This window comes from Micromonospora eburnea (assembly GCF_900090225.1).
Lineage (GTDB): Bacteria > Actinomycetota > Actinomycetes > Mycobacteriales > Micromonosporaceae > Micromonospora > Micromonospora eburnea.
This window is the reverse complement of record NZ_FMHY01000002.1, coordinates 6,196,462-6,217,315: the sequence shown is the minus strand read 5'-3', so window position 1 is coordinate 6,217,315 and position 20,854 is coordinate 6,196,462. Positions and strand designations below refer to the sequence as shown.

At 72.8% G+C, this 20,854-nt stretch carries 20 protein-coding genes, 2 tRNA genes and 1 pseudogene; 11 read left to right on the top strand and 12 right to left on the bottom strand.

Annotated features, from left to right (window positions below):
- The first annotated feature begins 24 nt into the window (after positions 1-24).
- The 5 genes from GA0070604_RS26965 to GA0070604_RS26945 all read left to right on the top strand — a co-directional run bounded on the left by GA0070604_RS26965 (position 25) and on the right by GA0070604_RS26945 (position 4,932).
- Positions 25-1,038, top strand: coding sequence for a YlbL family protein (locus GA0070604_RS26965; protein ID WP_167363579.1), 1,014 nt, complete (start codon positions 25-27; stop codon positions 1,036-1,038).
- Positions 1,039-1,163: 125 nt separating this feature from the next.
- The gene (locus GA0070604_RS26960; RefSeq protein WP_208602173.1) at positions 1,164-4,154 is read left to right on the top strand and encodes a UPF0182 family membrane protein; all 2,991 of its coding nucleotides are present in this window, start codon (positions 1,164-1,166) and stop codon (positions 4,152-4,154) included.
- 149 nt (positions 4,155-4,303) lie between these two features.
- Positions 4,304-4,380 (top strand) — tRNA-Met (locus GA0070604_RS26955).
- Positions 4,381-4,504: 124 nt separating this feature from the next.
- A tRNA-Met gene (locus tag GA0070604_RS26950) sits at positions 4,505-4,578 on the top strand.
- Positions 4,579-4,680: 102 nt separating this feature from the next.
- On the top strand, positions 4,681-4,932 hold the full coding sequence (locus GA0070604_RS26945) for a hypothetical protein (protein WP_091127443.1): 252 nt from the start codon (positions 4,681-4,683) through the stop codon (positions 4,930-4,932).
- Positions 4,933-5,006: 74 nt separating this feature from the next.
- Here the strand turns inward: GA0070604_RS26945 and GA0070604_RS26940 are convergent, their stop codons facing one another.
- The gene (locus tag GA0070604_RS26940) at positions 5,007-6,326 is read right to left on the bottom strand and encodes an ABC transporter substrate-binding protein (protein WP_091124603.1); all 1,320 of its coding nucleotides are present in this window, start codon (positions 6,324-6,326) and stop codon (positions 5,007-5,009) included.
- A gap of 155 nt (positions 6,327-6,481) precedes the next feature.
- Between GA0070604_RS26940 and GA0070604_RS26935 the strand changes: the two genes are divergently transcribed.
- The gene (locus tag GA0070604_RS26935; RefSeq protein ID WP_091124599.1) at positions 6,482-7,315 is read left to right on the top strand and encodes a phosphoribosylaminoimidazolesuccinocarboxamide synthase; all 834 of its coding nucleotides are present in this window, start codon (positions 6,482-6,484) and stop codon (positions 7,313-7,315) included.
- 87 nt (positions 7,316-7,402) lie between these two features.
- On the opposite strand, the gene GA0070604_RS26930 is transcribed toward GA0070604_RS26935, so the two are convergent.
- Together GA0070604_RS26930 and GA0070604_RS26925 are read right to left on the bottom strand one after the other, a co-directional pair.
- Complete coding sequence (locus GA0070604_RS26930; RefSeq protein WP_091124595.1) at positions 7,403-8,299, bottom strand: WXG100 family type VII secretion target; 897 nt, start codon at positions 8,297-8,299, stop codon at positions 7,403-7,405.
- Between the two features lie 12 nt (positions 8,300-8,311).
- Positions 8,312-8,605 (bottom strand): hypothetical protein, encoded by a 294-nt coding sequence (locus GA0070604_RS26925; protein ID WP_091124591.1) that lies wholly within the window; start codon positions 8,603-8,605, stop codon positions 8,312-8,314.
- A 149-nt stretch (positions 8,606-8,754) separates the two neighbouring features.
- Between GA0070604_RS26925 and GA0070604_RS26920 the strand changes: the two genes are divergently transcribed.
- Positions 8,755-9,168, top strand: coding sequence for a hypothetical protein (locus GA0070604_RS26920; protein ID WP_091124588.1), 414 nt, complete (start codon positions 8,755-8,757; stop codon positions 9,166-9,168).
- Between the two features lie 117 nt (positions 9,169-9,285).
- On the opposite strand, the gene GA0070604_RS26915 is transcribed toward GA0070604_RS26920, so the two are convergent.
- The 3 genes from GA0070604_RS26915 to glpK all read right to left on the bottom strand — a co-directional run bounded on the left by GA0070604_RS26915 (position 9,286) and on the right by glpK (position 11,744).
- A complete protein-coding gene (locus GA0070604_RS26915; RefSeq protein ID WP_091124585.1) occupies positions 9,286-9,735 on the bottom strand; it encodes a YbaB/EbfC family nucleoid-associated protein in 450 nt (149 codons plus the stop codon).
- A gap of 96 nt (positions 9,736-9,831) precedes the next feature.
- Positions 9,832-10,254 carry a DUF3592 domain-containing protein gene (locus GA0070604_RS26910; RefSeq protein ID WP_091124582.1) on the bottom strand — a complete coding sequence of 141 codons (423 nt, stop codon included), beginning with the start codon at positions 10,252-10,254 and terminating at the stop codon, positions 9,832-9,834.
- Positions 10,255-10,259: 5 nt separating this feature from the next.
- Entirely contained in the window at positions 10,260-11,744 is a 1,485-nt protein-coding gene (glpK, locus tag GA0070604_RS26905) for a glycerol kinase GlpK (protein ID WP_091124578.1), read from the bottom strand.
- 65 nt (positions 11,745-11,809) lie between these two features.
- Between glpK and GA0070604_RS26900 the strand changes: the two genes are divergently transcribed.
- A complete protein-coding gene (locus GA0070604_RS26900; RefSeq protein ID WP_091124574.1) occupies positions 11,810-12,748 on the top strand; it encodes a ribose-phosphate diphosphokinase in 939 nt (312 codons plus the stop codon).
- A 66-nt stretch (positions 12,749-12,814) separates the two neighbouring features.
- Here the strand turns inward: GA0070604_RS26900 and GA0070604_RS26895 are convergent, their stop codons facing one another.
- Positions 12,815-13,282, bottom strand: coding sequence for an ATP-binding protein (locus GA0070604_RS26895; RefSeq protein ID WP_091124570.1), 468 nt, complete (start codon positions 13,280-13,282; stop codon positions 12,815-12,817).
- A 115-nt stretch (positions 13,283-13,397) separates the two neighbouring features.
- On the opposite strand from GA0070604_RS26895, the gene macS reads away from it, so the two are divergent.
- Positions 13,398-14,522, top strand: a complete 1,125-nt coding sequence (gene macS, locus GA0070604_RS26890; RefSeq protein WP_091127442.1) for a MacS family sensor histidine kinase — start codon at positions 13,398-13,400, stop codon at positions 14,520-14,522.
- Positions 14,519-15,172, top strand: a complete 654-nt coding sequence (locus tag GA0070604_RS26885; RefSeq protein ID WP_091124566.1) for a response regulator — start codon at positions 14,519-14,521, stop codon at positions 15,170-15,172. The genes macS and GA0070604_RS26885 overlap by 4 nt, the downstream gene beginning before the upstream one ends.
- Positions 15,173-15,184: 12 nt before the next feature.
- On the opposite strand, the gene GA0070604_RS26880 is transcribed toward GA0070604_RS26885, so the two are convergent.
- From GA0070604_RS26880 to GA0070604_RS26870, 3 genes are all read right to left on the bottom strand, one after another.
- A complete protein-coding gene (locus GA0070604_RS26880; RefSeq protein ID WP_091124562.1) occupies positions 15,185-15,760 on the bottom strand; it encodes a DUF5709 domain-containing protein in 576 nt (191 codons plus the stop codon).
- 110 nt (positions 15,761-15,870) lie between these two features.
- Entirely contained in the window at positions 15,871-16,638 is a 768-nt protein-coding gene (locus tag GA0070604_RS26875; protein ID WP_091124558.1) for an ATP-binding protein, read from the bottom strand.
- Between the two features lie 59 nt (positions 16,639-16,697).
- Positions 16,698-17,693, bottom strand: a complete 996-nt coding sequence (locus tag GA0070604_RS26870; RefSeq protein ID WP_091124555.1) for an SDR family oxidoreductase — start codon at positions 17,691-17,693, stop codon at positions 16,698-16,700.
- A 141-nt stretch (positions 17,694-17,834) separates the two neighbouring features.
- Here GA0070604_RS26870 and GA0070604_RS26865 point away from each other — a divergent pair, with 141 nt between their 5' ends.
- Positions 17,835-19,031, top strand: coding sequence for a glycosyltransferase (locus GA0070604_RS26865; RefSeq protein ID WP_091124552.1), 1,197 nt, complete (start codon positions 17,835-17,837; stop codon positions 19,029-19,031).
- On the opposite strand, the pseudogene GA0070604_RS26860 reads toward GA0070604_RS26865, so the two are convergent.
- A pseudogene (locus GA0070604_RS26860) lies at positions 18,986-19,926 on the bottom strand (hypothetical protein). The gene GA0070604_RS26865 and the pseudogene GA0070604_RS26860 sit on opposite strands and share 46 nt — an antisense overlap.
- Before the next feature lie 61 nt (positions 19,927-19,987).
- Positions 19,988-20,806 carry a histidinol-phosphatase gene (gene hisN, locus GA0070604_RS26855; RefSeq protein ID WP_091124545.1) on the bottom strand — a complete coding sequence of 273 codons (819 nt, stop codon included), beginning with the start codon at positions 20,804-20,806 and terminating at the stop codon, positions 19,988-19,990.
- Between the last annotated feature and the right edge of the window lie 48 nt (positions 20,807-20,854).

The window sequence follows — 20,854 nt, the reverse complement described above, 5'->3', positions numbered from 1 at the left end:
GCCCGGCTCGGTACGCTCTGCCGCATGAGACGTCGCGGCGTGACCGTACTCCTCGGTGCACTGCTCACCGCCCTGCTCAGCATCGGGGTGCTGAGCGTGCCCATCCCGTACGTGGTGCTCGGTCCCGGCCCGACGGTCAACACCCTCGGCACCTCGAACGGCAAGGAGATCATTCAGGTCGACGGCCGCCCGACGTCCACCTCCGCCGGGCAGTTGCGGCTCACCACGGTCGGGGTGCAGCCCACCGTCCGGCTCCGCTCGGCGCTGGCGGGCTGGTTCTCGAAGGACGAGGCGGTGGTGCCCCGCGAGCTGGTCTACCCGCCGGGTGAGTCGCAGCAGGAGATCGAGAAGCGCAACGTCGAGGACTTCCAGAACTCGCAGACCAGCGCGGAGACGGCGGCCCTGCGCGAACTGGGCTACCCGGTCCAGGTGCTGGTGAAGGCGGTCACCGCCGGCGGGCCGTCGACGAACGTGCTCAAGCCCGGCGACGTGCTCACCTCCGTCGACGACCAGCAGGTGACCAGCGCCTCCCGGCTCACCGAGCTGGTCCGGGCCAAGCCGGCCGGCACCGCGTTGAAGATCGGGTACGTCCGGGACGGGCAGCCCGGCACCGCCACGGTGACCAGCCGGGAGCAGGACGGTCGACCGCGGATCGGCGTCGAGATCGACCAGCAGCAGCCGCACCCGTTCACCCTGAAGATCGACCTCGCCGACATCGGCGGACCGAGCGCCGGGCTGATGTTCGCCCTGGGCATCATCGACAAGCTGGAGCCGGCCGACCTGACCGGGGGGAAGATCATCGCCGGCACCGGCACCATCGACGACGAGGGTCGGGTCGGTCCCATCGGCGGCATCGCCCAGAAGCTGGTCGGCGCCAAGGAGGCCGGGGCCAAGGTGTTCCTGGTGCCCGCCGACAACTGCGCCGAGGCGGTCAACAACCCGCAGCCGGGCCTGCCGCTGCTGAAGGTGACGTCGTTGGAGGACGCGCTGAAGGCGCTGGAGACGCTGCGCGCCGGGGGGCAACCGACCCGCTGTTGAGGGGTCCGCGGTGACCGCGTGCAGGATCGTGACGTGACCTTGACCCGACGTGTTCAGGAACACCCCGTACTCTGGGTGCCTGGTCGGAGCCGATCACATCGAGCGTGCGGAGCCAAACAGTGGTCATGCGTAGCAGCCCCCTGCCGAGAATGAGCCGGCGCGGACGCGTCACCATCGGGGTCCTGATCGGGGTGTTCCTGCTGTTCACCCTCCTCGGTTGGGGCGTCAACGCGTGGACCGACTGGCTCTGGTTCGAAGAGGTCGACTACACCCAGGTCTTCACCGAGGTCCTCGTCACCCGGCTGGTGCTGTTCCTCGTGGTCGGGGTCGGCCTGGCGGTGATCATCGCGGGCAACCTCTGGCTGGCGCACCGGCTGCGGCCCCAGTTGCGCCCGCACTCGCCCGAGCAGGCGACCCTGGAGCGGTACCGGATGCTGCTGAGCCCCCGGCTCGGTACCTGGATCGCCCTGGTCTCCGCCGCCATCGGGGTCTTCGCCGGGTTGTCCGCGCAGAGCCGGTGGGGCCAGTGGATGCTGTTCCGCAACGGCGGGGACTTCGACGTGAAGGACCCGGAGTTCGGCGTCGACGTCGGGTTCTACGTCTTCCAGCTGCCGTTCTGGCGCTACCTGCTCGGCGTCGGCTTCACCGTGGTGGTGCTGTCGTTGCTCGGCGCGCTGGCCGTGCACTACATCTACGGCGGGGTGCGGCTGCAGGGCGTCGGCGACCGGATGACCAACGCCGCCCGGGCCCACCTGAGCACGTTGGTCGCCGTCTTCGTCCTGCTCAAGGCGGTCGCGTACGTGCTGGACCGGCGGGCGATGCTGCTGGAGTACAACGAGGGTGCCAAGCTCTACGGCGCCGGCTACGCCGACGTGAACGCCCTGCTCCCGGCAAAGGAGATCCTGGCGTACATCTCGATCGTGGTGGCCATCGCGATCATCGTGTTCTCCAACGCGGTGATGCGGAACCTGGTCTGGCCCGGCATCGCGCTCGCCCTGCTCGGCGTCTCGGCCGTGGCGATCGGCGGCATCTACCCGTGGGCGGTGCAGACCTTCGAGGTGAAGCCGAGCGCCCGCGACAAGGAGGCGCCGTACATCCAGCGCAGCATCGAGGCGACCCGGGAGGCGTACGGGCTGAGCGGCGCGAAGAGCAGCGCGTACGCGGCGAGCAATCTTGTCCCGCCGGCGAGCCTGGCCACCGACACCTCGGTGGTGTCGAACATCCGGCTGCTCGACCCGCAGCTGGTCTCCGAGACGTACACCCAGCTCCAGCAGGTGCGTGGCTTCTACGACTTCGGCGCGAAGCTGGACATCGACCGGTACACGGTCGACGGCAAGACCTCCGACTACGTGGTCGGCCTCCGGGAGATCAACTACAGCGAGCTGACCCCGCAGCAGAGCAACTGGATCAACCGGCACACCGTCTACACGCACGGGTACGGCCTGGTGGCCGCCCCCGCCAACCAGGTCTGCAACGGCGTGCCGTACTTCGTCTCGGGCTTCCTGGGCGAGGCGGCGAAGGAGACGCAGGGCTGCTCGTCGACGACCGAGGAGATCCCGGCCGAGCAGCCGCGGATCTACTACGGCGAGCGGATGACGGCCGACGACTACGCGATCGTCGGGCAGACCGGCGACCGCAACGGGGAGTTCGACCGCCCGATCTCGACGGGCGGCGAGCAGTACTACACCTACACGGGCAAGGGCGGCGTCAAGATCGGCTCGTTCACCCGGCGGCTGCTCTACGCGATCAAGGAGCAGGAGTCGAACTTCCTGCTCTCCGAGGCGGTGAACAAGGACTCCAAGCTGCTCTACGTGCGCAACCCGCGGGACCGGGTGGAGAAGGTCGCGCCGTTCCTCACCGTGGACGGCGACCCGTACCCGGCGGTGGTGAACGGCCGGGTCCTGTGGATCATCGACGGCTACACCACGGCCGCGACCTACCCGTACGCCGACCGGGTCAACCTCCAGACCGAGACGGCCGACGAGCTGACCGGGCGGGGCACCTTCCAGCTCGCCCGGGAGAACGTCAACTACATCCGCAACTCGGTCAAGGCGACGGTCGACGCGTACGACGGCACGGTGCGGCTCTACCAGTTCGACGACACCGACCCGGTGCTCAAGGCGTGGAACAAGGCGTTCGGCGGCGACCTGGTGCGGCCGAAGAGCGAGATCACGGCGGAGCTGGCCGCGCACTTCCGCTACCCGGCGGACCTGTTCAAGGTGCAGCGCAACCTGCTCACCCGGTTCCACGTGACCGACCCGGGCGACTTCTACTCCGGCCAGGACTTCTGGGAGGTGCCGAACGCGCCGGACGCGCCGGACAGCGGGCAGAAGCAGCCGCCGTACTACCTCTTCACCCAGTTCCCCGGCCAGGAGGGGCCACGCTTCCAGCTCACCTCCGCGGTCACCCCGAACCGCCGGCAGAACCTCGCCGCGCTGATCTCCGGGTCGTACGTCGACGGTCGTCCACAGCTGGAGGTGCTTGAGCTGCCGGACCAGACCCGGACCGGTGGCCCGGTCCAGGTGCACCAGCAGATGACCAACGACGGCGACATCCGCCAGCAGCTCAACCTGCTCCAGTCCAACCAGGCGCAGGTGCAGTACGGCAACCTGCTCTCGCTGCCCTTCGCCGACGGCATGCTCTACGTCGAGCCGGTCTACGTGAAGAGCAACCAGCAGGACGCGTTCCCGCTGTTGCAGAAGGTGCTGCTCTCGTACGGCGACGGCAGCTCGTACGTGGTGCTGGCGAACAACATCAACGACGGCATCAAGCAGCTCGTCGAGAAGGGCAAGCGGGGGGCTGGCAACTCGCCCGCGCCGGGCGGTACCCCGCCGACCGGTGGGACTCCGCCGACCGACGGTGGCACCAACCCGCCGGTGCTCACCGGCGAGCTGGCCCAGGCCGCCGACAAGGTGCAGAGTGCCATCGCCGAGGTGAAGGCCGCCCAGACGTCCGGTGACTTCGAGCGGTACGGCCGGGCGTTGAAGGCGCTGGACGAGGCGATGGCCGCGTTCCAGCAGGCGCAGGCGGCGGCCAATCCGTCGCCCGCCGCGTCGTCCAGCGCGAGCCCGTCCGCGTCGCCGCCGGCCTCGCCCTCGCCGTCACCGAACGGCTGACGCCGGCCCGACCACCGAGCCCGCGGCCCGAAGACCCGTAGCGGTCCCGGGCCGCGGGCTCTCGTCGTCTTCCAGGGGGCGTACGCCCGGGCCTGGGATGGGGCCGTTTTGCGCCCGCTGGGGTCCGTGCGCTACTGTTAACGGACCGACGCGGGGTGGAGCAGCTCGGTAGCTCGCTGGGCTCATAACCCAGAGGTCGCAGGTTCAAATCCTGTCCCCGCTACCACGCCGGAACGGCCCCGAGGATTTCCTCGGGGCCGTTCCGTTTCTCCCGTCCTTCGCGGCTGCGGTGGCGATCGTCGGACCCGGCTGATCTCCACTGCGGCGATGCGATAAGCTGTACGAGCCGACGCGGGGTGGAGCAGCTCGGTAGCTCGCTGGGCTCATAACCCAGAGGTCGCAGGTTCAAATCCTGTCCCCGCTACTCGTCACGAAAGGCCCCGGAGTGCGCTCCGGGGCCTTTCGTCTGTTCCAGCCCAGCGTGGTCCGGTTCTTTCTGGTTGCGCTCTTCGGCGAGGATGGGGTCATGTCTGCTTGGAACAGGTGGTGGGGCCGGCTCGGTGCGGTCCTCGGCGGGATCGTGCTGTCGGTGTTCGTGCCGGTCGCGGCGTGGGCGTCCACGGGCACCGGCGAGCTGGTGGTGGAAGCCGCCCGGCGGCGCCGGGGCGGCTTCGGCTTCCTCGGGCTGTTCTGCTGCCTGGTGGTGGTCGGGGTGGTCGTGCTGCTGGTGCTCCTGCTGATGCGGCTGACCCGCCGCCGGAGTGGCCCGCCGCGCTGAGCGCACCGTCCGGCCCGTTCGGCACGCCGGGTGCGTCCGCGCTCCCGGGCCGCCCGGCCCGGGAGCGGCGGTGGTCACTCGGCCAGGGCCGCGTTCGCCTGGGCCATGAAGCGGGAGGTCGCCGCCCGGGCGCCCGACGACTTGGTGCGGATGCTCTCGGCGGCGGCGACGAGCAGAGTACGCACCCGCGCGTGCCCCTTCGGCGGCGGCGCGGGCGCGGGCCCCATCAGGTCGGCCAGGTCGGCGCCGAGAGCCGCCACCCGCTTTCCCGACCGGTCGGTGATGTCCTGCTCGACGAACCGCCGGACCGGGACGCTGGCGTTCAGGCCGCGCTCGGTGCCGAGGACCCGACCGGCCGCCACGTTGGTGGTCAGGAAGTTGATCACGTCGATCACCAGCTCAGGGTGGCGGGTGCCCCGGAAGGCCGCCCAGTACATCGACGCCCGGGGCCACTGGGCGGCCGGGGGGCCCGGAAACGTGGTCATGCCCAGCTCGTCGTCGGTGAGCCGCTGGAGTTCCGGCAGCTCGTGCGACCAGGCGAAGGACGCCGCGGCCTGCCCGGTGACCACGGGCTGGCGGGTCAACTCGCCGCTGTCCGTCAGCTCCACCAGCCCGCCGGTGGTCGTGGCCCGGTTGAGGCGGGCCACCTCCCAGAACTCGAACCAGTCGAGCAGTTCGGCCGAGCTGAAGCCGAGCTGTCGCCCCCGGTAGAGCTCGCCGCCCTGGCCCCGCAGCCAGAGCCAGAGCGCCCGGTAGTCGCCGGAGGCGTCCATCATGCCGGCCACCCGGTTGCCGGAATCCCGGGTGACCCGGGCGGCCCACTGCAGGTAGTCCTTCCACGGCATCCCGGCGCCTGGCTCAGGCAGCCGCAGGCGGCGTAGCAGGTCGCGGTTGTAGACGAGCGTGGCGTTGGTCTGCGCGGCGGGGACAGCCCTGGTCCGGCCCTCCACCTGGCCGTAGCGGGCCAGGTGCTCCGGCAGGCCGCTCAGGTCGAGCCGCTGGTCGGCGACGTACGGGTCGAGGTCGAGGACGATCTCCCGCTGGGCGTACTCGGTGAGCACCGTGTCGTCGATCTGGAACAGGTCGGGCACGTTGCCCCCGGTGGCCTGGGTGGCCAGCCGGTCGTAGTAGCCGGTGAGACCCTGCGAGGTGAACCGGAACCGGACCCGGGGGTTCTGCTGCGAGTAGAGGCGCAGCGCCTGCTCGGTCGCGGTGGACCGGCGGGTCCCGCCCCACCAGAACACCGACAGCTCGACCGGCCCGTCGTCGACCCGGGCGTCCTCCTCCGGCCCGCAGCCGGCCAGCCCGCCGGCGAGCAGCGGCAGCCCGGCCAGCGCGCCGAGGATCCGCCGCCGGTCGACGTGGGGACGGGGCACGGGCTGCGGAGTGCGCACGGGGCTCTCCTGGAGCGGGGCGGCTGCGGCGTACGGATCATTTACCCAGGGCGCGGGCGACGGTGTCAACGCCGGGCCGGTGCCGTCGATCGTGCCGGCGGGACGGCCGGTGGCCGCACCGGGCGAGGGTCCGGTCGCGTGGTGTACTAGGCGCCGTGGAACTTCTGCACTCGGGCAAGGTCCGGGACGTGTACGCCGACGGCGACGACCTGCTCCTGGTCGCCTCCGACCGGATCTCCATCTACGACGTGGCGCTGCCGACCCCGATCCCGGACAAGGGCCGGTTGCTCACCGCCCTGTCGCTGTGGTGGTTCGAGCAGCTCGCCGACCTGGTGCCAAACCACGTGATCTCGGCCACCGACGTGCCGGCGGAGTTCGCCGGCCGGGCGATCCGCTGCCGGCGGCTGGAGATGGTCCCGGTCGAGTGCGTGGCCCGGGGCTACCTCACCGGCGGCGGGTTCACGGAGTACCAGCGCACCGGCGCGGTCTCCGGTGTCGAGCTGCCCCGGGGCCTGGTGGAGGCGTCGATCCTGCCCGAGCCGATCTTCACTCCGTCGACGAAGGCGCCCAAGGGCGAGCACGACGAGCCGATCACCTACGCGCAGGTGGTCGACAAGCTCGGCGCGGAGACCGCCGAGCGGCTGCGGCAGATCACCCTCGACGTCTACCGACGCGGCGCGGAGATCGCTGCCGATCGGGGCATTCTGGTCGCCGACACCAAGATCGAGCTGGGCTGGGCGCCGGACGGCAGCCTGGTCCTCGCCGACGAGCTGCTCACCTCCGACTCGTCCCGGTTCTGGCCCGCCGAGTCGTACCAGCCGGGCCGGGCCCAGTTCTCCTACGACAAGCAGTACGTCCGCGACTGGGCCACCGGCAGCGGCTGGGACCGGCAACCGCCGGCCCCCGAGGTGCCGGCCGAGGTGGTCGAGGCGACCCGGGCGCGCTACGTCGACGTCTACGAGAAGCTGACCGGCAACCGCTGGGCCTGACGCCCCGCTTCCCTGGGCGGCTGCGGAGCGCCCGGGAAGCGAGGCGTGCGCCGTCCGACCCGTCCTGGAAGGGCCGGCGCGGCCGGGTCAGTGGTTCCAGGCGTCGCCGTCGAAGCCCAGCGACCAGATGTTGTCCACGATGCCGCCCGGGCCGAAGACGGTGTTTCCCTCGCCGTCGTCACCGGCCGGCGCGATCTGCGTCAGGAGGCCGAACATCAGGGATCCCGGCCCGTTGGGCGAGCCCGCGACGTGCTTGCCACTGTTGTGGATCCCGTAGCCGACGAAGTCCCGCTCCCACTTGGAGAGGAACCCGACGGCCACGTTGTCCAGCCCGTCGATGGTGGCCTGGACGAGGTTCTTCAACACGTCGGTGTTCCCGGTGCCCAACTGCATCCCGACGTCGACGGCCAGTGCGGCTCCGACGGTCGCGGCGCCGCCGGTGGCGATCACCTCGGCGGTCGCCTCAAGGCTCTTCAACAGGGCCAGCGCGGAGGCGGCGAACGAGTTGGCGGTCGCCTCGGCGGAGGCCGCCGCGGGCGCGCCGACCACGGTGGCCGCCGCCGCCGCGATGAAGACGGCGAAGGCGAAGAGGACCGTGCAGACCACGGTGTACGCGATGACCAGGCAGAGCAGCGCCACGCCGACGGCGATCAGGGTCACGGCGACCGTGACGGCGACCACCTGGCTGCCGACCACCTGGATGTCGTACGCCCGGATGTGGCGGTCGAAGGCGTCCCGGTCCTCGCCGCTCCACTGGGTCGGCAACACGGCGCCAACCGCGTCGTCCAGGCCCTCCCGGGCGGAACCGAGCTGGTTGGCGAGCTCGATCCACTTACCGGCGACATCCATCATCGCCTCTGGGTCGCACTGGTTGAAGTAGACGATCTGGGCGACCGGCCAGGCCGCCGGAATGACCGCGGCGGCGATCGAGATCTCCACCAGGGCGATCTTGGCGGCCGCCGCCGAGCTGCTTATCTGGGCCATGCCGTTCTCACCTCAGGCGATCATGATGGTGCTCGACTGATCCGCCGCTTCCCAGTTGTCGGCGGTGCGGTTGAGCCGGGACTGGATCTCGGTGAGGTGGGTGAGCTTCGTGCGCAGCTCCTCCTCCATGAACTCCACCGCGCCGACGTAGGCGACCGCGAGCTGCGGAACCACCGAGGTGAAGTTGCTGTGCTCGATGGCCCGGGTCTCCTGCAACCGGGCGGAAGCCGCCTCCAGGCCCGGCGCGGTCTGCCGTACGACCGCCTCGGCCATCGAGCGGATCGCCCGCACGTCAACGTCGATCATGATTTCTCCCCCGGTGCGGCGCTGCCTGTCGGTGCGGCCGGCGCCCGAGCCTAGCAAGATCGCCCATTGTGGGCTGATCCGGCGCTGGTAGCCTCCCGAGCATGGCATCCCACCTCCCGGCATCCGTCCCTGATGGATATACCGCGCGGATGGCGACTCGGCCCGGCTGGCAGCGGATGCTCGTCCCGTTTCTGCTGATCGCGGCCGCCCTGGTGCTGCCCGTGGTGTTCGCCCGGCAGGCGATCGCGGCGGAACGAGTGACCGTCCGGGTCGAGTCCTGCGACCTGAGCGGACCGAAGGCCACGCAGGCCTGCCGGGGCAGTTGGCGGCTGGGCGACGGGCGCGTCGTGTCCGGGCCGGTCGACGGTACGCAGCTACGGGCCGGCACGGAGATTCAGGGCTGGGGCAACGGCGAGCGGGCCACCAGCCAACTGTCCGTCTGGCTGGTCGCGCCGGTCCTGATCGGCGGGGCGCTCCTGGTCGGGCTGGGAGCCTTCGGGGTGGTCTGGGTACGGCTGGTCCTGCGGTCGCGGCGGGCCGGCGGCGGTACGACCGGCCGCTGACCGGCGTCACCCCGTCGAGGCGGGGCACCGGCCGGTGGCACCGAAGGCGCCGGCCGGTGCGGCCGTACGCTTGCCGGCGTCGCGCCGGCTGGCGGTACGGCCGGCCGTTGACCGGCGTCAGAGCGACAACTGACGGCGCAGCCGCTCCAGCATCTCGCCGCTCTGCTTCATCGGGCCGCTGACCAGCTCGCTGAGCTGTGCCAGCTTGGCCTGCGCCGCGGCCGGATTACCGATCAGTGCCTGCGGTCCGACCTGCTCGCCCGCTTCGCGTACCGCCTCGGCGGTCTGCTGCTGCAGGTCCGTCCGGGCCGACCGCAGCAGCTCCTGCAACTGCTCGGCCAGCTCGACGGCGGGCCGGCGCATGGCCCGGGGGTCGATCCGCAGCTCGTGGGCCGGATCGTCGGCGGTGCAGGCCACCTCGATCTGCCCGTCCTCGCTGACTGCCCGGCCGGTCAGCCCGGCCAGCCGGCCCCGCAGTTCCTCGCCCCGCGCCATCTGCTCGCGCATCCGCGCGGCGATCGATGCCATCGGGTCGTTCCCCGCCGGCTCCCCGGTGGTAGCGGTCATCTGTGTGTCACCTTCATGTTCTCGTGCCGTCGGCGTCCTGCCGAGGGCAGCCGTGATCCGCGACCCGCACGGGACGCGACGGGCCCGGCGGTCCGCTCAGGCGAGTCGCTGGCTGACGACGATGCCAGTGACCAGCACGATCACGCTGGCAACGAGGAACGTGACGAAGGGGACCACGACCGAGGTGGTGCCCCCGCCGGTGGCCGGCTCCATCAGGATCCGGGACGGCCGGGCCGGGTCGTAGATTACCGTGACCGGACCGGGTGCGCCGTCGAGCGGGGTCTGTCGCCAGCGCCCGGGCGTCGCGGTCAGCTCCCGGCCGTCGGTGGTCCGGAAACGCACCACCGGGGCGTACGTCACCGGGCCGTGGCCGAGGGTGGCGCGGCGCAGATCCACCACCTCGCCCGGAACCCGGGTGCCCCGGTCGAGCAGGCGCAGGTCCCGGCGTAGCCGGACCACGGCGGTGACCACCCCGGACACCCCGAGCGGGCCGAGGACGACAAGCACCCCGGCCGCCATCCCGCTCACTCCACCCAGTCCAGGGTGCGCTGCACGGCCTTGCGCCAGTTGCGCAGCTCCCGGTCGCGCGACGCCGGGTCCATCTGCGGAGTCCACTGTGCGTCGGCGCGCCACTGCTCCCGCAGGGTGGCCAGGTCCGGCCAGAAGCCGACCGCCAGCCCGGCCGCGTACGCGGCGCCGAGACAGGTGGTCTCGGTGATCCGGGGGCGGACCACCGGCACGTCGAGCACGTCGGCGAGGAACTGCATCAGCAGGGCGTTGCCGGTCATCCCGCCGTCCACCCGGAGCCGGCGGAGCGCCACGTCGGAGTCCGCGTTCATCGCGTCGACCACCTCGCGGGTCTGCCAGCCGGACGCCTCCAGAACCGCCCGGGCCAGGTGCCCCTTGGTGATGTAGCCGGTCAGCCCGGCGATCACCCCTCGGGCGTCGCTGCGCCAGTGCGGCGCGAACAGCCCGGAGAAGGCCGGCACCACATAGCAGCCGCCGTTGTCGGCCACCGTGCGCGCCAGCTCCTCGATCTGCGGGGCGGTGGAGATCAGGCCGAGGTTGTCCCGCAACCACTGGACCAGCGAGCCGGTGACCGCGATCGCGCCTTCCAGTGCGTACACCGCCGGCTGGCCCTCGATCCGGTAGCCGACGGTGGTGAGCAGTCCGTGCCGGGAGGTGACCGGACCGGTCCCGGTGTTGAGCAGCAGGAAACTGCCGGTGCCGTAGGTGCACTTGGCCTCGCCGGGCTGGAAGCAGGTCTGTCCGAAGAGGGCGGCCTGCTGGTCGCCGAGCGCGCTCGCCACCGGCACCCCGGCGAGCACCCCGCCAGCGGTGCCGTAGACCTCCGCCGAGCAGCGGATCTCCGGCAACATCGCGGCCGGCACCCGCATCGCGTCGAGTAGCTCCGGGTCCCAGTCCAGGGTCGCCAGGTCCATCAGCATGGTCCGGCTGGCGTTGGTCACGTCGGTCACGTGCCGGCCGGTCAGCTTCCAGATCAGCCAGCTGTCGATCGTGCCGAACAGGACCTCGCCCCGCTCGGCCCGCTCGCGCAGCCCGTCGACGTGGTCGAGCAGCCAGCGCAGCTTCGGCCCGGCGAAGTACGTGGCCAGGGTCAGGCCGGTGCGGGCGCGCAGCCGCTCCTCGTCGTACGCCTCGGCCAGCTCGCGCAGCAGCGGGCCGGTGCGGGTGTCCTGCCAGACGATGGCGTTGGCGACCGGGCGGCCGGTGGCCCGGTCCCAGACCAATGTGGTCTCCCGCTGGTTGGTGATGCCGACGGCGGCGAGCCCGTCCGGCCCGATGCCGGCGGCGGTCAGGGCCTCCCGCACCACCTGCTGGACGTTCGCCCAGATCTCCTCGGCGTCGTGCTCGACCCAGCCGGGCTGCGGGAAGTGCTGCCGGTGCTCACGCTGGGCGACGGAGACGACATCCCCGGCCCGGTCGAAGACGATGCACCGCGACGAGGTGGTGCCCTGGTCGATGGCGGCGACGAACTCTCCGGTCACGGCAGCACCGTACCCGCCGGGATCGTTCGTCGCCCGCCCCGCGCCGGACCGTACGATCGGCAGACGTGCGTGACATTGCCGTGTTCAGCGGGACCGCCCACCCGGACCTCGCCGCCGAGATCTGCGCCCACCTCGACGTTCCGCTGCACCCGGTACGGGTGTCCCGGTTCGCCAACGACTGCCTGGAGGTGCAGTTGCAGGCGAACTGCCGGGAACGCGACGTCTTTCTCATCCAGCCGCTGGTGCCGCCGGTACAGGAGCACCTGGTCGAGCTGCTGCTCATGATCGACGCGGCGCGCGGCGCGTCGGCCGGGCGGATCACCGTGGTGCTGCCGCACTACGCGTACGCCCGGTCGGACAAGAAGGACGCGCCGCGCATCTCCATCGGTGGTCGGCTGGTAGCCGACCTGCTCACCTCGGCCGGCGCGGACCGGGTGCTGGCGCTGACCCTGCACTCGCCGCAGGTGCACGGCTTCTTCAGCGTCCCGGTGGACCACCTGCACGCGCTGCGTGAGCTGGCCGCCCACTTCCGGGGGTACGACCTGAGCAACGCGGTGGTGGTCTCGCCGGACCTGGGCAACGCCAAGGAGGCGGCCGCGTTCGCCCGGATGCTCGGCACGCCGGTGGCGGCCGGGGCCAAGCAGCGGTTCAGCGACGACCGCGTCAAGATCAGTACGGTGATCGGCGAGGTGGCGGACCGGGACGTCATCGTGCTCGACGACGAGATCGCCAAGGGCAGCACCGTGATCGAGCTGATGGCCCACCTGCGCGAGCGGAAGGTGCGATCGATCCGGCTGGCCTGCACCCACGGCCTGTTCTCCAGTGGGGCGTTGGAGCGGCTGAGCGAGCAGGAGGGGGTGCTGGAGATCGTCTGCACCAACACGGTGCCGATCCCGGCGGAGAAGCGGGTGCCGAAGCTGGCGGTGCTCTCGGTGGCACCGGCCCTGGCCGAGGCGATGCGGCGGATTCACAACGGCGAGTCGGTGAGCGCCCTCTTCACCTGACTCCGCCGGGACGCACGTTAGGAGGGGGCCCCTATACAACGTCTGGCGTTAACAGGGGGCCCCTTCTTACTCGGCGGGCTGGCGGCGGATCTGCTCGGGGAGACCGAGTGCCGCGGTGATCTGTACGGTCGTGCCCCCGTCGCCGGTGTCCACCACCATGGTGTCGCTCAGCTCGCGGGCGAGCCAGAGACCCCAGCCGCCGGCGGTGTCCGGGGCGGGTCGGTTGCGGTCGCTGAGCTGGTGGGCGCTGATCCCTCGACCGTGGTCGGCGACCTCGCAGACCAGCTCCCCGGCCCGGTGCCACAGCCGTAGCCAGCCCCGGCCGCCGCCGTGCCGGACGGCGTTGGTGATCAGCTCGTTGACCGCCAGCACGAAGTCGTCCAGCCGCTGGCCACGCAGCCCCGCGACGCGCGCGCAGGAGGTGACCGAGTGACGCAGCTCGGTCACCTGGGCCTGGTCGAAGGCCTCGGCGATGAGGAGGGAAGGTTCGATGGGCACAACCGTACGTGGTGCGGGGGAATCTGCGTTCGTCATAGCCCCGTCCCGACGGTGGATCTTGGCGATTTTCGCGGCATTTCCACCGTACGTCAGGGTTTCCCGGGGCGCACCCGTCACTCCGCCCCTCGCCGGTTGTGACATGGTGTCGCGCATGCCGTCATCCCCGGGTGGCCTGGAGGTCCCGCTCTGGCGCTCGATCGCGGTGTTCCGGTTCGCCTCGTTGGCGTACGTCGGGCTGCTGGTGCTCCGCGACGCCCACCGGTACGCGCACCCGCTGGCCGCCGGCGGCGTACTCCTGCTGATGCTGGCCTGGACCGGAGCGACCGCGGCCGGCTACGCACGTCCGGCCGGGCGGCGCTGGCCACTGCTCCTGGCCGACCTCGGCGTGGTCCTGGCGATCATGGTGGTCACCCCGTGGGTGGTGGGGCGCGCGGCGCTCGCCGCCGGCGTGCCCACCCTGACCGTCGCCTGGCTGGCCGGCCCGGTGCTGGCCTGGGCGGTCTCCGGCGGGCGGCGGCGGGGCGCGGTCGCCGCCCTGATCCTCGGCGGGGCCGACCTCGCCACCCGGGAGCGGATCAGCCAGTCCTCGCTCACCGGGTTGATCCTGATGCTGCTCGCCGGGGTGGTGGTCGGGCACGTCGCCCGGCTGGCCGTCACCGCCGAGCAGCGGCTGCAACGGGCGGTCGAGCTGGAGGCGGCCACCCGGGAACGGGAGCGGCTGGCCCGGGACATCCACGACTCGGTGCTGCAGGTGCTGGCGCTGGTGCAACGGCGCGGCGCGCACCTGGACGGCGAGGCGGGCGAGCTGGCCCGGCTGGCCGGCGAGCAGGAAGCCGCGCTGCGCGCCCTGATCGGCCGCGCCGGGAGCGCGCCGGCCGACGAGGGGGACGCCCACGACCTGCGTGACCTGCTCGACCGGTACGCCTCGACGACGGTCGAGCTGGCCGCGCCGGCCACCCCGGTGCCGCTGCCCGCCCGGGTGGCCGACGAACTGGCCGCCGCGGTCGGGGCGGCGCTGGACAACGTGGCCCGGCACGCCGGCGGGCGGGCCTGGGTGTTGATCGAGGACGAGGGGGAGACGGTGACCGTCTCGGTACGCGACGAGGGCCCGGGAATACCGGAGGGGCGGCTGGCCGAGGCCGCGGCACAGGGGCGGCTCGGGGTGGCGCAGTCGATCCGCGGCCGGGTCGCCGACCTGGGCGGCGCGGTACGGATCGTCTCCGTCCCCGGCACGGGCACCGAGATCGAGCTGACCGTGCCGAGGACCGGCCGATGAGCAGCGGCGTGCGGGTGATGGTGGTCGACGACCACCCGATGTGGCGGGAGGGGGTGGCCCGCGACCTCACCGAGGCCGGCCACCTGGTGGTGGCGACCAGCGGGGAGGGGCGGCAGGCGGTCCGGGTGGCCGCGGCGGCCCGCCCGGACGTGGTCGTGCTCGACCTGCAACTGCCGGACGTCTCCGGCGTCGAGGTGATCCGTGGGCTGCGCGCCGTGCTGCCAGAGGTGCGGGTGCTGATGCTGTCGGCCAGCGGCGAGCCGCAGAGCGTGCTGGACGCGGTGAAGGCCGGCGCCACGGGTTACCTGGTCAAGTCGGCCGCCCCGGCCGAGTTCCTGGACGCGGTGCGCCGTACCGCAGCCGGCGAGCCGGTCTTCACGCCCGGCCTGGCCGGGCTGGTGCTGGGGGAGTACCGGCGGCTGGCGGCCGCTCCGGCCACCGTCCACGACGCGGCGCCCCGGCTCACCGAGCGGGAGACCGAGGTGCTGCGGCTGGTGGCGAAGGGGCTGTCGTACAAGCAGATCGCCGAACGGCTCGGGCTCTCCCACCGGACGGTGCAGAACCACGTGCAGAACACGCTCGGCAAGCTCCAGCTCCACAATCGGGTCGAGCTGACCCGGTACGCCATCGAGCGGGGGCTGGACGACTGACGGACCGGGCCGTCAGGGGGTCGCCTCGGGTGGGCGGGTCTCGTGGACGGCCAGCTCCTCGGCGGTCGCGCCGCCGCCGGAGGCGCCCGCGTCGTACGCGATGTTGTCGGCCTCCTGGTCCGTGTGCGTGCCCTCGTCCGGCTCGACCAGCCGGCCCACCTGGCGGTCTGCGACGGCGCCGAGCTGGCCGTGGTCGTAGAGGGAGACCGCCGAGTGCGGGTCGGAGGTCGGCCCCGGGTCGATCACGTCCGCGTCGAACTGGGCCTGCGCGGCCGCCTCATCGCTGTCCGCCTCGGCGGCGATGCCCGGGTCGACCGCGCCGGCGAGCGGATCGTTGACGGGCCGCTCGTACGCCTCCCGCTGGAGCTTGTAGTCCAGCGACTCGCCGTCGAGCTGCTCCTCGGCCGTGGTGCCGAAGCGGTCCACCGCCACCGGGTCGCGGTCGGCGGGAAGTTGGGCCGGCTCCGGGCCGTCCGCCTCGCGTCCGGTCAGGACGTCGTCGTCGGCCGTGGAGTCGTCGTCGGCGGTGTCGGGCAGTCCCTCCGCCTCCGGGTCGGACAGGGGGGTGGGGTACTCGTCGTCGCGCATGACCGGTCACTACCCACCGAGCTGACCGGGCTAACCGGGTCCGGCGGGGTGGATCGGGATGAACGGTCGGAAACCGGCCAGATCTGACGAGGTTGACGCCCCGACCGCGGTCAACCGAGGCGGGCGGTCTCGTCCTCGGCGTGCAGCACGCACCAGACGACCTTGCCGTCGGGCAGCGGCGTGCTGCCCCAACGCCGGGCGACGGTGTCGACGAGCAGCAGCCCGCGCCCGCCGACCGAGGTGAACGGGTCCAGCCCGGCGTACGCGGGCGGTCGGGCGCACCGGTCGCGGACGGCCAGGTGCAGGCTACTTCCCCGCGGGGCCACCCGGACGGTCATCGACGTCCCGGCGTGCGCGACCGCGTTGTTCACCAGCTCGGTGACCGCGATGCGGGCCGGATCGACCAGCGCCGGCACGCCCCACCGGCCGCAGCCGTCGGTGACGAGTGCCCGTGCCTGTTGGGCCGCGGTCACCACGGGCGGCAGATCGGCGGCCAGCACAGCCGCCGGCGCGTTGGCCAGCGCGGCCAGCGCCCGGTCCAGGGACGGGTGGACCGGGGCGCCAGGGCCGGCGGAATCGGACGGGTGGACCGGGCCGTCCGGGCCGACCGCGCCGGATGGGTCGATCACCAGCAGTCCGGCGGCGGGCCAGTCCGCCACCGCCCGGTGCACGTCGTCCACGACGGCCCGGACCTCGGGGCCGGCGGCCCGAAGCGCGGAGAGGTCGACGATCACCGGACCGGGCCGCTGCCACAGCCGGGCGAGGAGCGCGTCGCGGACCCTGTCGACGCCGGCCCGATCGAGCACGCCGGTCAGCCTGACGACCCGGGGCGACCCGTCCGTCACCACCGGGCGACGCCGGTCCTTGTACGTGTACATGATCGACCCTTCGTGCCCGCCCGGTCCGGGCGGCGTATCCGGCCGGTCGGCGCGTCGCATCAGCGGCCGGCCCGCGATCGTCGGCTGAGCGCGGCCGCGGTGCCCACCGCGGTGCCCGCCGCGGCCAACCCGAACGCTGTCAGCCGGACCAGTTGCCGGTGCCGGCCGGGCCAGCCGCCGGCCGGCCCCGCCGTCGCGTCGGGCGGCAACAGGTTGCCGGCGGTGTCCAGCCGTACGCCGGGGCCGAACCGGGTGCGGGCGGTGAACCAGCCGGCCACCCGCTCGACCAGCGCCGGGGCCAGCCGCCACTGAAGTCCGAGCAGCCGGGCCCGGCCGCCCGCGTACGCCTCCCGACGGGGCCGGCGCAGCAGCCGGACGATCGTCTCGGCCACCACCTCCGGCGGGTGGACCGGCGGGGGCGGGGCCAGCTCCCGGCCGGTGCGGTTGGCGGCGCGCCGGAAGAACGGGGTGTCGACGGCCGCCGGCAACACGGTGCAGAGGGAGATGTGGTTCCGGCCGGTGACGCGCAACTCCTGCCGGACCGTGTCGTTCAGCCCTCGGATGCCGTGCCGGGCCGCGTTGTACGCCGACTGGTAGGGCATGGCCACCTCGGCCAGCACGGAGGCGTTGTTGACCAGCACCCCGCCGCCAGCGGCGTCGAGCCAGCGCAGCGCCGCCTTCGTCCCGTACACCGTGCCGAGCAGGTTCACCTCCACCACCCGGCGGAACTCGGTCGCCGGGATCTCGTCGAAAAGCCCCACCGCGCTCACCGTGGCGTTGTTGATCCAGGCATCGATCCGGCCGAACTCCGCCACCGCCCGAGCCGCGAGCCGCTCCACCGCCTCCGGGTCGGTCACGTCGGTGGGTACGACCAGTGCCCGACCGCCCAGCCTCCGGCAGCGCGCGGCGACCTGGCGCAGCACCGCCTCGGTGTGGGCCGCCAGCACCACGTCGGCGCCCCGTCGGGCGAGCGCGTACGCGGTGGCCGTCCCGATGCCGCTGGAGGCGCCGGTGATCACGACCGTGGCGTCGTCGAGGCTGCGGGTGAGAGGCATTCCTCGGCGGTACCCCCACCCCGGGCCGGTCATGCGGCCGGGGTCGCTCCTGATCTGTCAGGTTTGGGCGCACCGGGGCCGGGTTAATGGGACCCTCTGACCGGAGGACCCACCGCTGGAAGAAACGCGTGGAGGTGCACCATGCGCGTCGGCCTCGTGTGCGCGCACGCCGGCCCGTCCGTCGAAGGTTCCACCGTCGGCACCTACCAGCACGTCGCGCGGGTGGCGGCCGAACTCGCCGCACGAGGTCACGACATCCGGGTCCACGAGCGCCGCGACGACCCGGGCCAGCCCGAGTCGGTCGAGCTGAACGGCTACCGGTTGGAGCGGGCGCCGGTCGGTCCGCCCGTCCCGCTGGCCACCGCCGAGCTGGTCCCCTACGTGGCCGAGTTCGGCCGTTGGCTCGCGCAGCGGTGGTCCGGGGACTGGACGCCGGAGGTGGTGCACGGGCACTACTGGGTCGGCGGCCTGGCCGCCGCCAACGCCGTACGCGAGACGGACATCCCGGTCGTGCAGACCTTCCACTCGATCGGCGTCGAGCAGCTCCGCCACCTCGGCCAGCGGTACGACGGGCCGGGGGAGCGGATCCCGTTGGAACGGGCGCTGACCCGGGCGGTGGACATCGCGGTCGCCCAGTGCAACGACGAGGTCGACGAGCTGACCCGGATGGGGCTCCAGCGCACCGCGGTGGCGATGGTGCCGACCGGGGTCGACACCGTGCAGTTCCATCCGGACGGCGAGGCGGCGCCCCGGGATCAGCGGGCCCGCATCCTCTCCGTCGGCGGGCTCTCGCCCCGGCACGGCCAGGAGGACGTGATCCGGGCGATGCGGCTGGTCGGCGACGCCGAGCTGATCATCGCCGGTGGTCCGCCGGCCGCGCGGCTCGCCGACCACGCCGAGGCGCGCCGGCTGCGTGAGCTGGCCGAACGGACCGGGGTGGCCGACCAGGTGACGCTGGTCGGGGCGGTCCCGCACGACCAGATGGCGACCTGGTACCGCTCCGCCGACGTGGTTGTCTGCACGCCGCACTACTCTTCGGCCGGGCGGGTGTCGCTGGAGGCCATGGCCTGCGGGGTGCCGGTGGTCGGCTACGCGATGGGCGGGCTCGCCGACGCGGTGGTCGACGAGGTGACCGGGAAGCTCGTGCCGCCCGGGGACATCCGTGCCCTCGGGATGACCCTGCGCCGGCTGCTGACCGACAACGCCGGGCGGTTCGCGTACGGGCACGCGGCGGTGGACCGGGTGCGGTGCAGCTACACCTGGGAACGGACGGCCGGCGCCCTGGAACGGCTCTACGAGCGGGTGGTCAGCCTGCGCAAGCCGGTCGAGGCGGCCTGATCGGGCGGGTCGGGTCGGGGGGCGGAGGTCAGCGGCGGGGCCGGGCGGCCGTGCCGGCGACGACCATCGGCCGTTCCCGCCCCCGGGCGACCGCGTGGTGGTGCTGCGGCTCGGCGTACCGGGTCAGGCCGACCACCGCGACCAGCGTGGCCAGGAAACCGACGCCGGCCAGCCACTCCCGCCCGGGCCAGATCCGGTCGTTGAGCAGCAGCAGGCCGATGATCGCCGCGGGGACCGCCCCGGCGGCGTCCATCGCGGCCACCGCCGCCGTGGTGGAGCCGCGCTGCATGGCCAGGCCGAGCAGCAGTTGCCCGACCACCGAGTGGGCGATCAGCAGGTAGAGCAGCGGGTCACGGACGAACGCCTCCGCCGAGTCGGCCGAGGCGAGCGGACGGGCGGCCACCGCCGCGGCGGAGAACGCCATGCCGGCCAGCGAGCCGAGCGCCACCGAGCCGGGCGCGCCGCGCAGCCGGGCGGTGAAGAAGCCGACCACGGCGATCACGACGAGCGCCACCGCGAGACCGGCCAGCCCCGCCGCGCCGAGCTGCCGGGACGGTGCGGGCTGGGCGGCGAGCACCAGCGCGGTGATCCCGCCGAAGAGCAGTACGAGCAGCAGGACCTCGGCGACCGGAAGCCGCCACTTGAGCACCAGCACGCCGAGCACGGCGGTCACCCCGAGCCCGGCCGCCACGCTGGCCTGGACCAGGAACAGCGGCAGGTCGCGGCGGGCCAGGAAGGCGAAGACGAAGCCGGTGACCTGGCACAGCAGGCCGACCAGGTAGGTCCGGTGGCTGGCCAGCCGGAGCAGCAGCCCGGGATCGAAGGTGTGGTGCAGGGTGGTCCGTGCCGCGGCCACCGACTGGAGCAGGTTGGCGAAGCCGTACGCGACGATCATTGCCGCCAGGAAGCACCAACCGGAGGACACCACCTGGCGAGGATAGAGGACGGCCCGCGGGTCAGCGCTCGGCTGGTCGGCCGAGCCGGGCCAGAATGTCCTCGTGCAGCGGCCCGTTGGTGGCGATCGCGCTGATCTCGTCGGAGCTGGTCCCGGCCGGGGCCGGTCGACCGGCCAGGTCGGTGAAGGCGCCGCCCGCCTCGGTGACGATCGGGACCAGGGCGGCGATGTCCCAGAGCGACAGCTCCGGCTCCACCATCACGTCCAGCGCCCCCTCGGCCAGCAGCATGTAGCCGTAGAAGTCGCCGTACGCCCGGCTGCGCCAGGTGTCGCGCATGATCTGGAGTACGGCGTCCAGCCGGCCCGCCTCCTCCCAGCCGGTCAGCGAGGAGTAGCAGAAGCTCGCGTCGGCCAGCTCCGTGACGCCGGACACCCGGATCGGCGCGCCGGAGGCCAGGTCGGGGCCGGCGTACGCGCCCGCGCCCTGGGCGGCCCACCACCGTCGGCCGAGCGCCGGGGCGGAGACCAGGCCGAGCACCGGACGGTCGGCCTCCAGCAGGGCGATCAGGGTGCCCCAGACCGGTACGCCCCGGACGAAGTTCTTCGTGCCGTCGATCGGGTCGATCACCCAGCGTCGCCCGCCCGGGCCGGTCGCGGGCTGCTCCCCGTACTCCTCACCGAGCAGACCGTCGCCCGGCCGGTGCTCGGCCAGCAGCGCACGGATCGCCCGCTCCACGGCGGTGTCCGCGTCGGAGACCGGGGTCAGGTCGGGCTTGGCCTCGACCCGCAGGTCGAGGGCGCGGAACCGGGCCGTCGAGACGGCGTCGGCGGCATCGGCGAGCAGGTGGGCGAGGGCGAGGTCGTCGGCGTACCCGGTCATGCTGGACACGGTAGCGACGCCCGGACCGCCGCGACGGTGGGGCCGCCG

What these genes read in the sequence shown, in the direction of transcription:
- macS (WP_091127442.1), top strand. Translation starts at nt 13,398, where the DNA reads ATGCCGTCATCCCCGGGTGGCCTGGAGGTCCCGCTCTGGCGCTCGATC.
- GA0070604_RS26930 (WP_091124595.1), bottom strand. Translation starts at nt 8,299, where the DNA reads ATGGCCCAGATAAGCAGCTCGGCGGCGGCCGCCAAGATCGCCCTGGTG.
- GA0070604_RS26920 (WP_091124588.1), top strand. Translation starts at nt 8,755, where the DNA reads ATGGCGACTCGGCCCGGCTGGCAGCGGATGCTCGTCCCGTTTCTGCTG.
- GA0070604_RS26960 (WP_208602173.1), top strand. Translation starts at nt 1,164, where the DNA reads ATGCGTAGCAGCCCCCTGCCGAGAATGAGCCGGCGCGGACGCGTCACC.
- GA0070604_RS26870 (WP_091124555.1), bottom strand. Translation starts at nt 17,693, where the DNA reads ATGCCTCTCACCCGCAGCCTCGACGACGCCACGGTCGTGATCACCGGC.
- GA0070604_RS26910 (WP_091124582.1), bottom strand. Translation starts at nt 10,254, where the DNA reads ATGGCGGCCGGGGTGCTTGTCGTCCTCGGCCCGCTCGGGGTGTCCGGG.
- hisN (WP_091124545.1), bottom strand. Translation starts at nt 20,806, where the DNA reads ATGACCGGGTACGCCGACGACCTCGCCCTCGCCCACCTGCTCGCCGAT.
- GA0070604_RS26945 (WP_091127443.1), top strand. Translation starts at nt 4,681, where the DNA reads ATGTCTGCTTGGAACAGGTGGTGGGGCCGGCTCGGTGCGGTCCTCGGC.
- GA0070604_RS26865 (WP_091124552.1), top strand. Translation starts at nt 17,835, where the DNA reads ATGCGCGTCGGCCTCGTGTGCGCGCACGCCGGCCCGTCCGTCGAAGGT.
- GA0070604_RS26895 (WP_091124570.1), bottom strand. Translation starts at nt 13,282, where the DNA reads ATGACGAACGCAGATTCCCCCGCACCACGTACGGTTGTGCCCATCGAA.
- GA0070604_RS26925 (WP_091124591.1), bottom strand. Translation starts at nt 8,605, where the DNA reads ATGATCGACGTTGACGTGCGGGCGATCCGCTCGATGGCCGAGGCGGTC.
- GA0070604_RS26885 (WP_091124566.1), top strand. Translation starts at nt 14,519, where the DNA reads ATGAGCAGCGGCGTGCGGGTGATGGTGGTCGACGACCACCCGATGTGG.
- GA0070604_RS26965 (WP_167363579.1), top strand. Translation starts at nt 25, where the DNA reads ATGAGACGTCGCGGCGTGACCGTACTCCTCGGTGCACTGCTCACCGCC.
- GA0070604_RS26880 (WP_091124562.1), bottom strand. Translation starts at nt 15,760, where the DNA reads ATGCGCGACGACGAGTACCCCACCCCCCTGTCCGACCCGGAGGCGGAG.
- GA0070604_RS26875 (WP_091124558.1), bottom strand. Translation starts at nt 16,638, where the DNA reads ATGTACACGTACAAGGACCGGCGTCGCCCGGTGGTGACGGACGGGTCG.
- GA0070604_RS26915 (WP_091124585.1), bottom strand. Translation starts at nt 9,735, where the DNA reads ATGACCGCTACCACCGGGGAGCCGGCGGGGAACGACCCGATGGCATCG.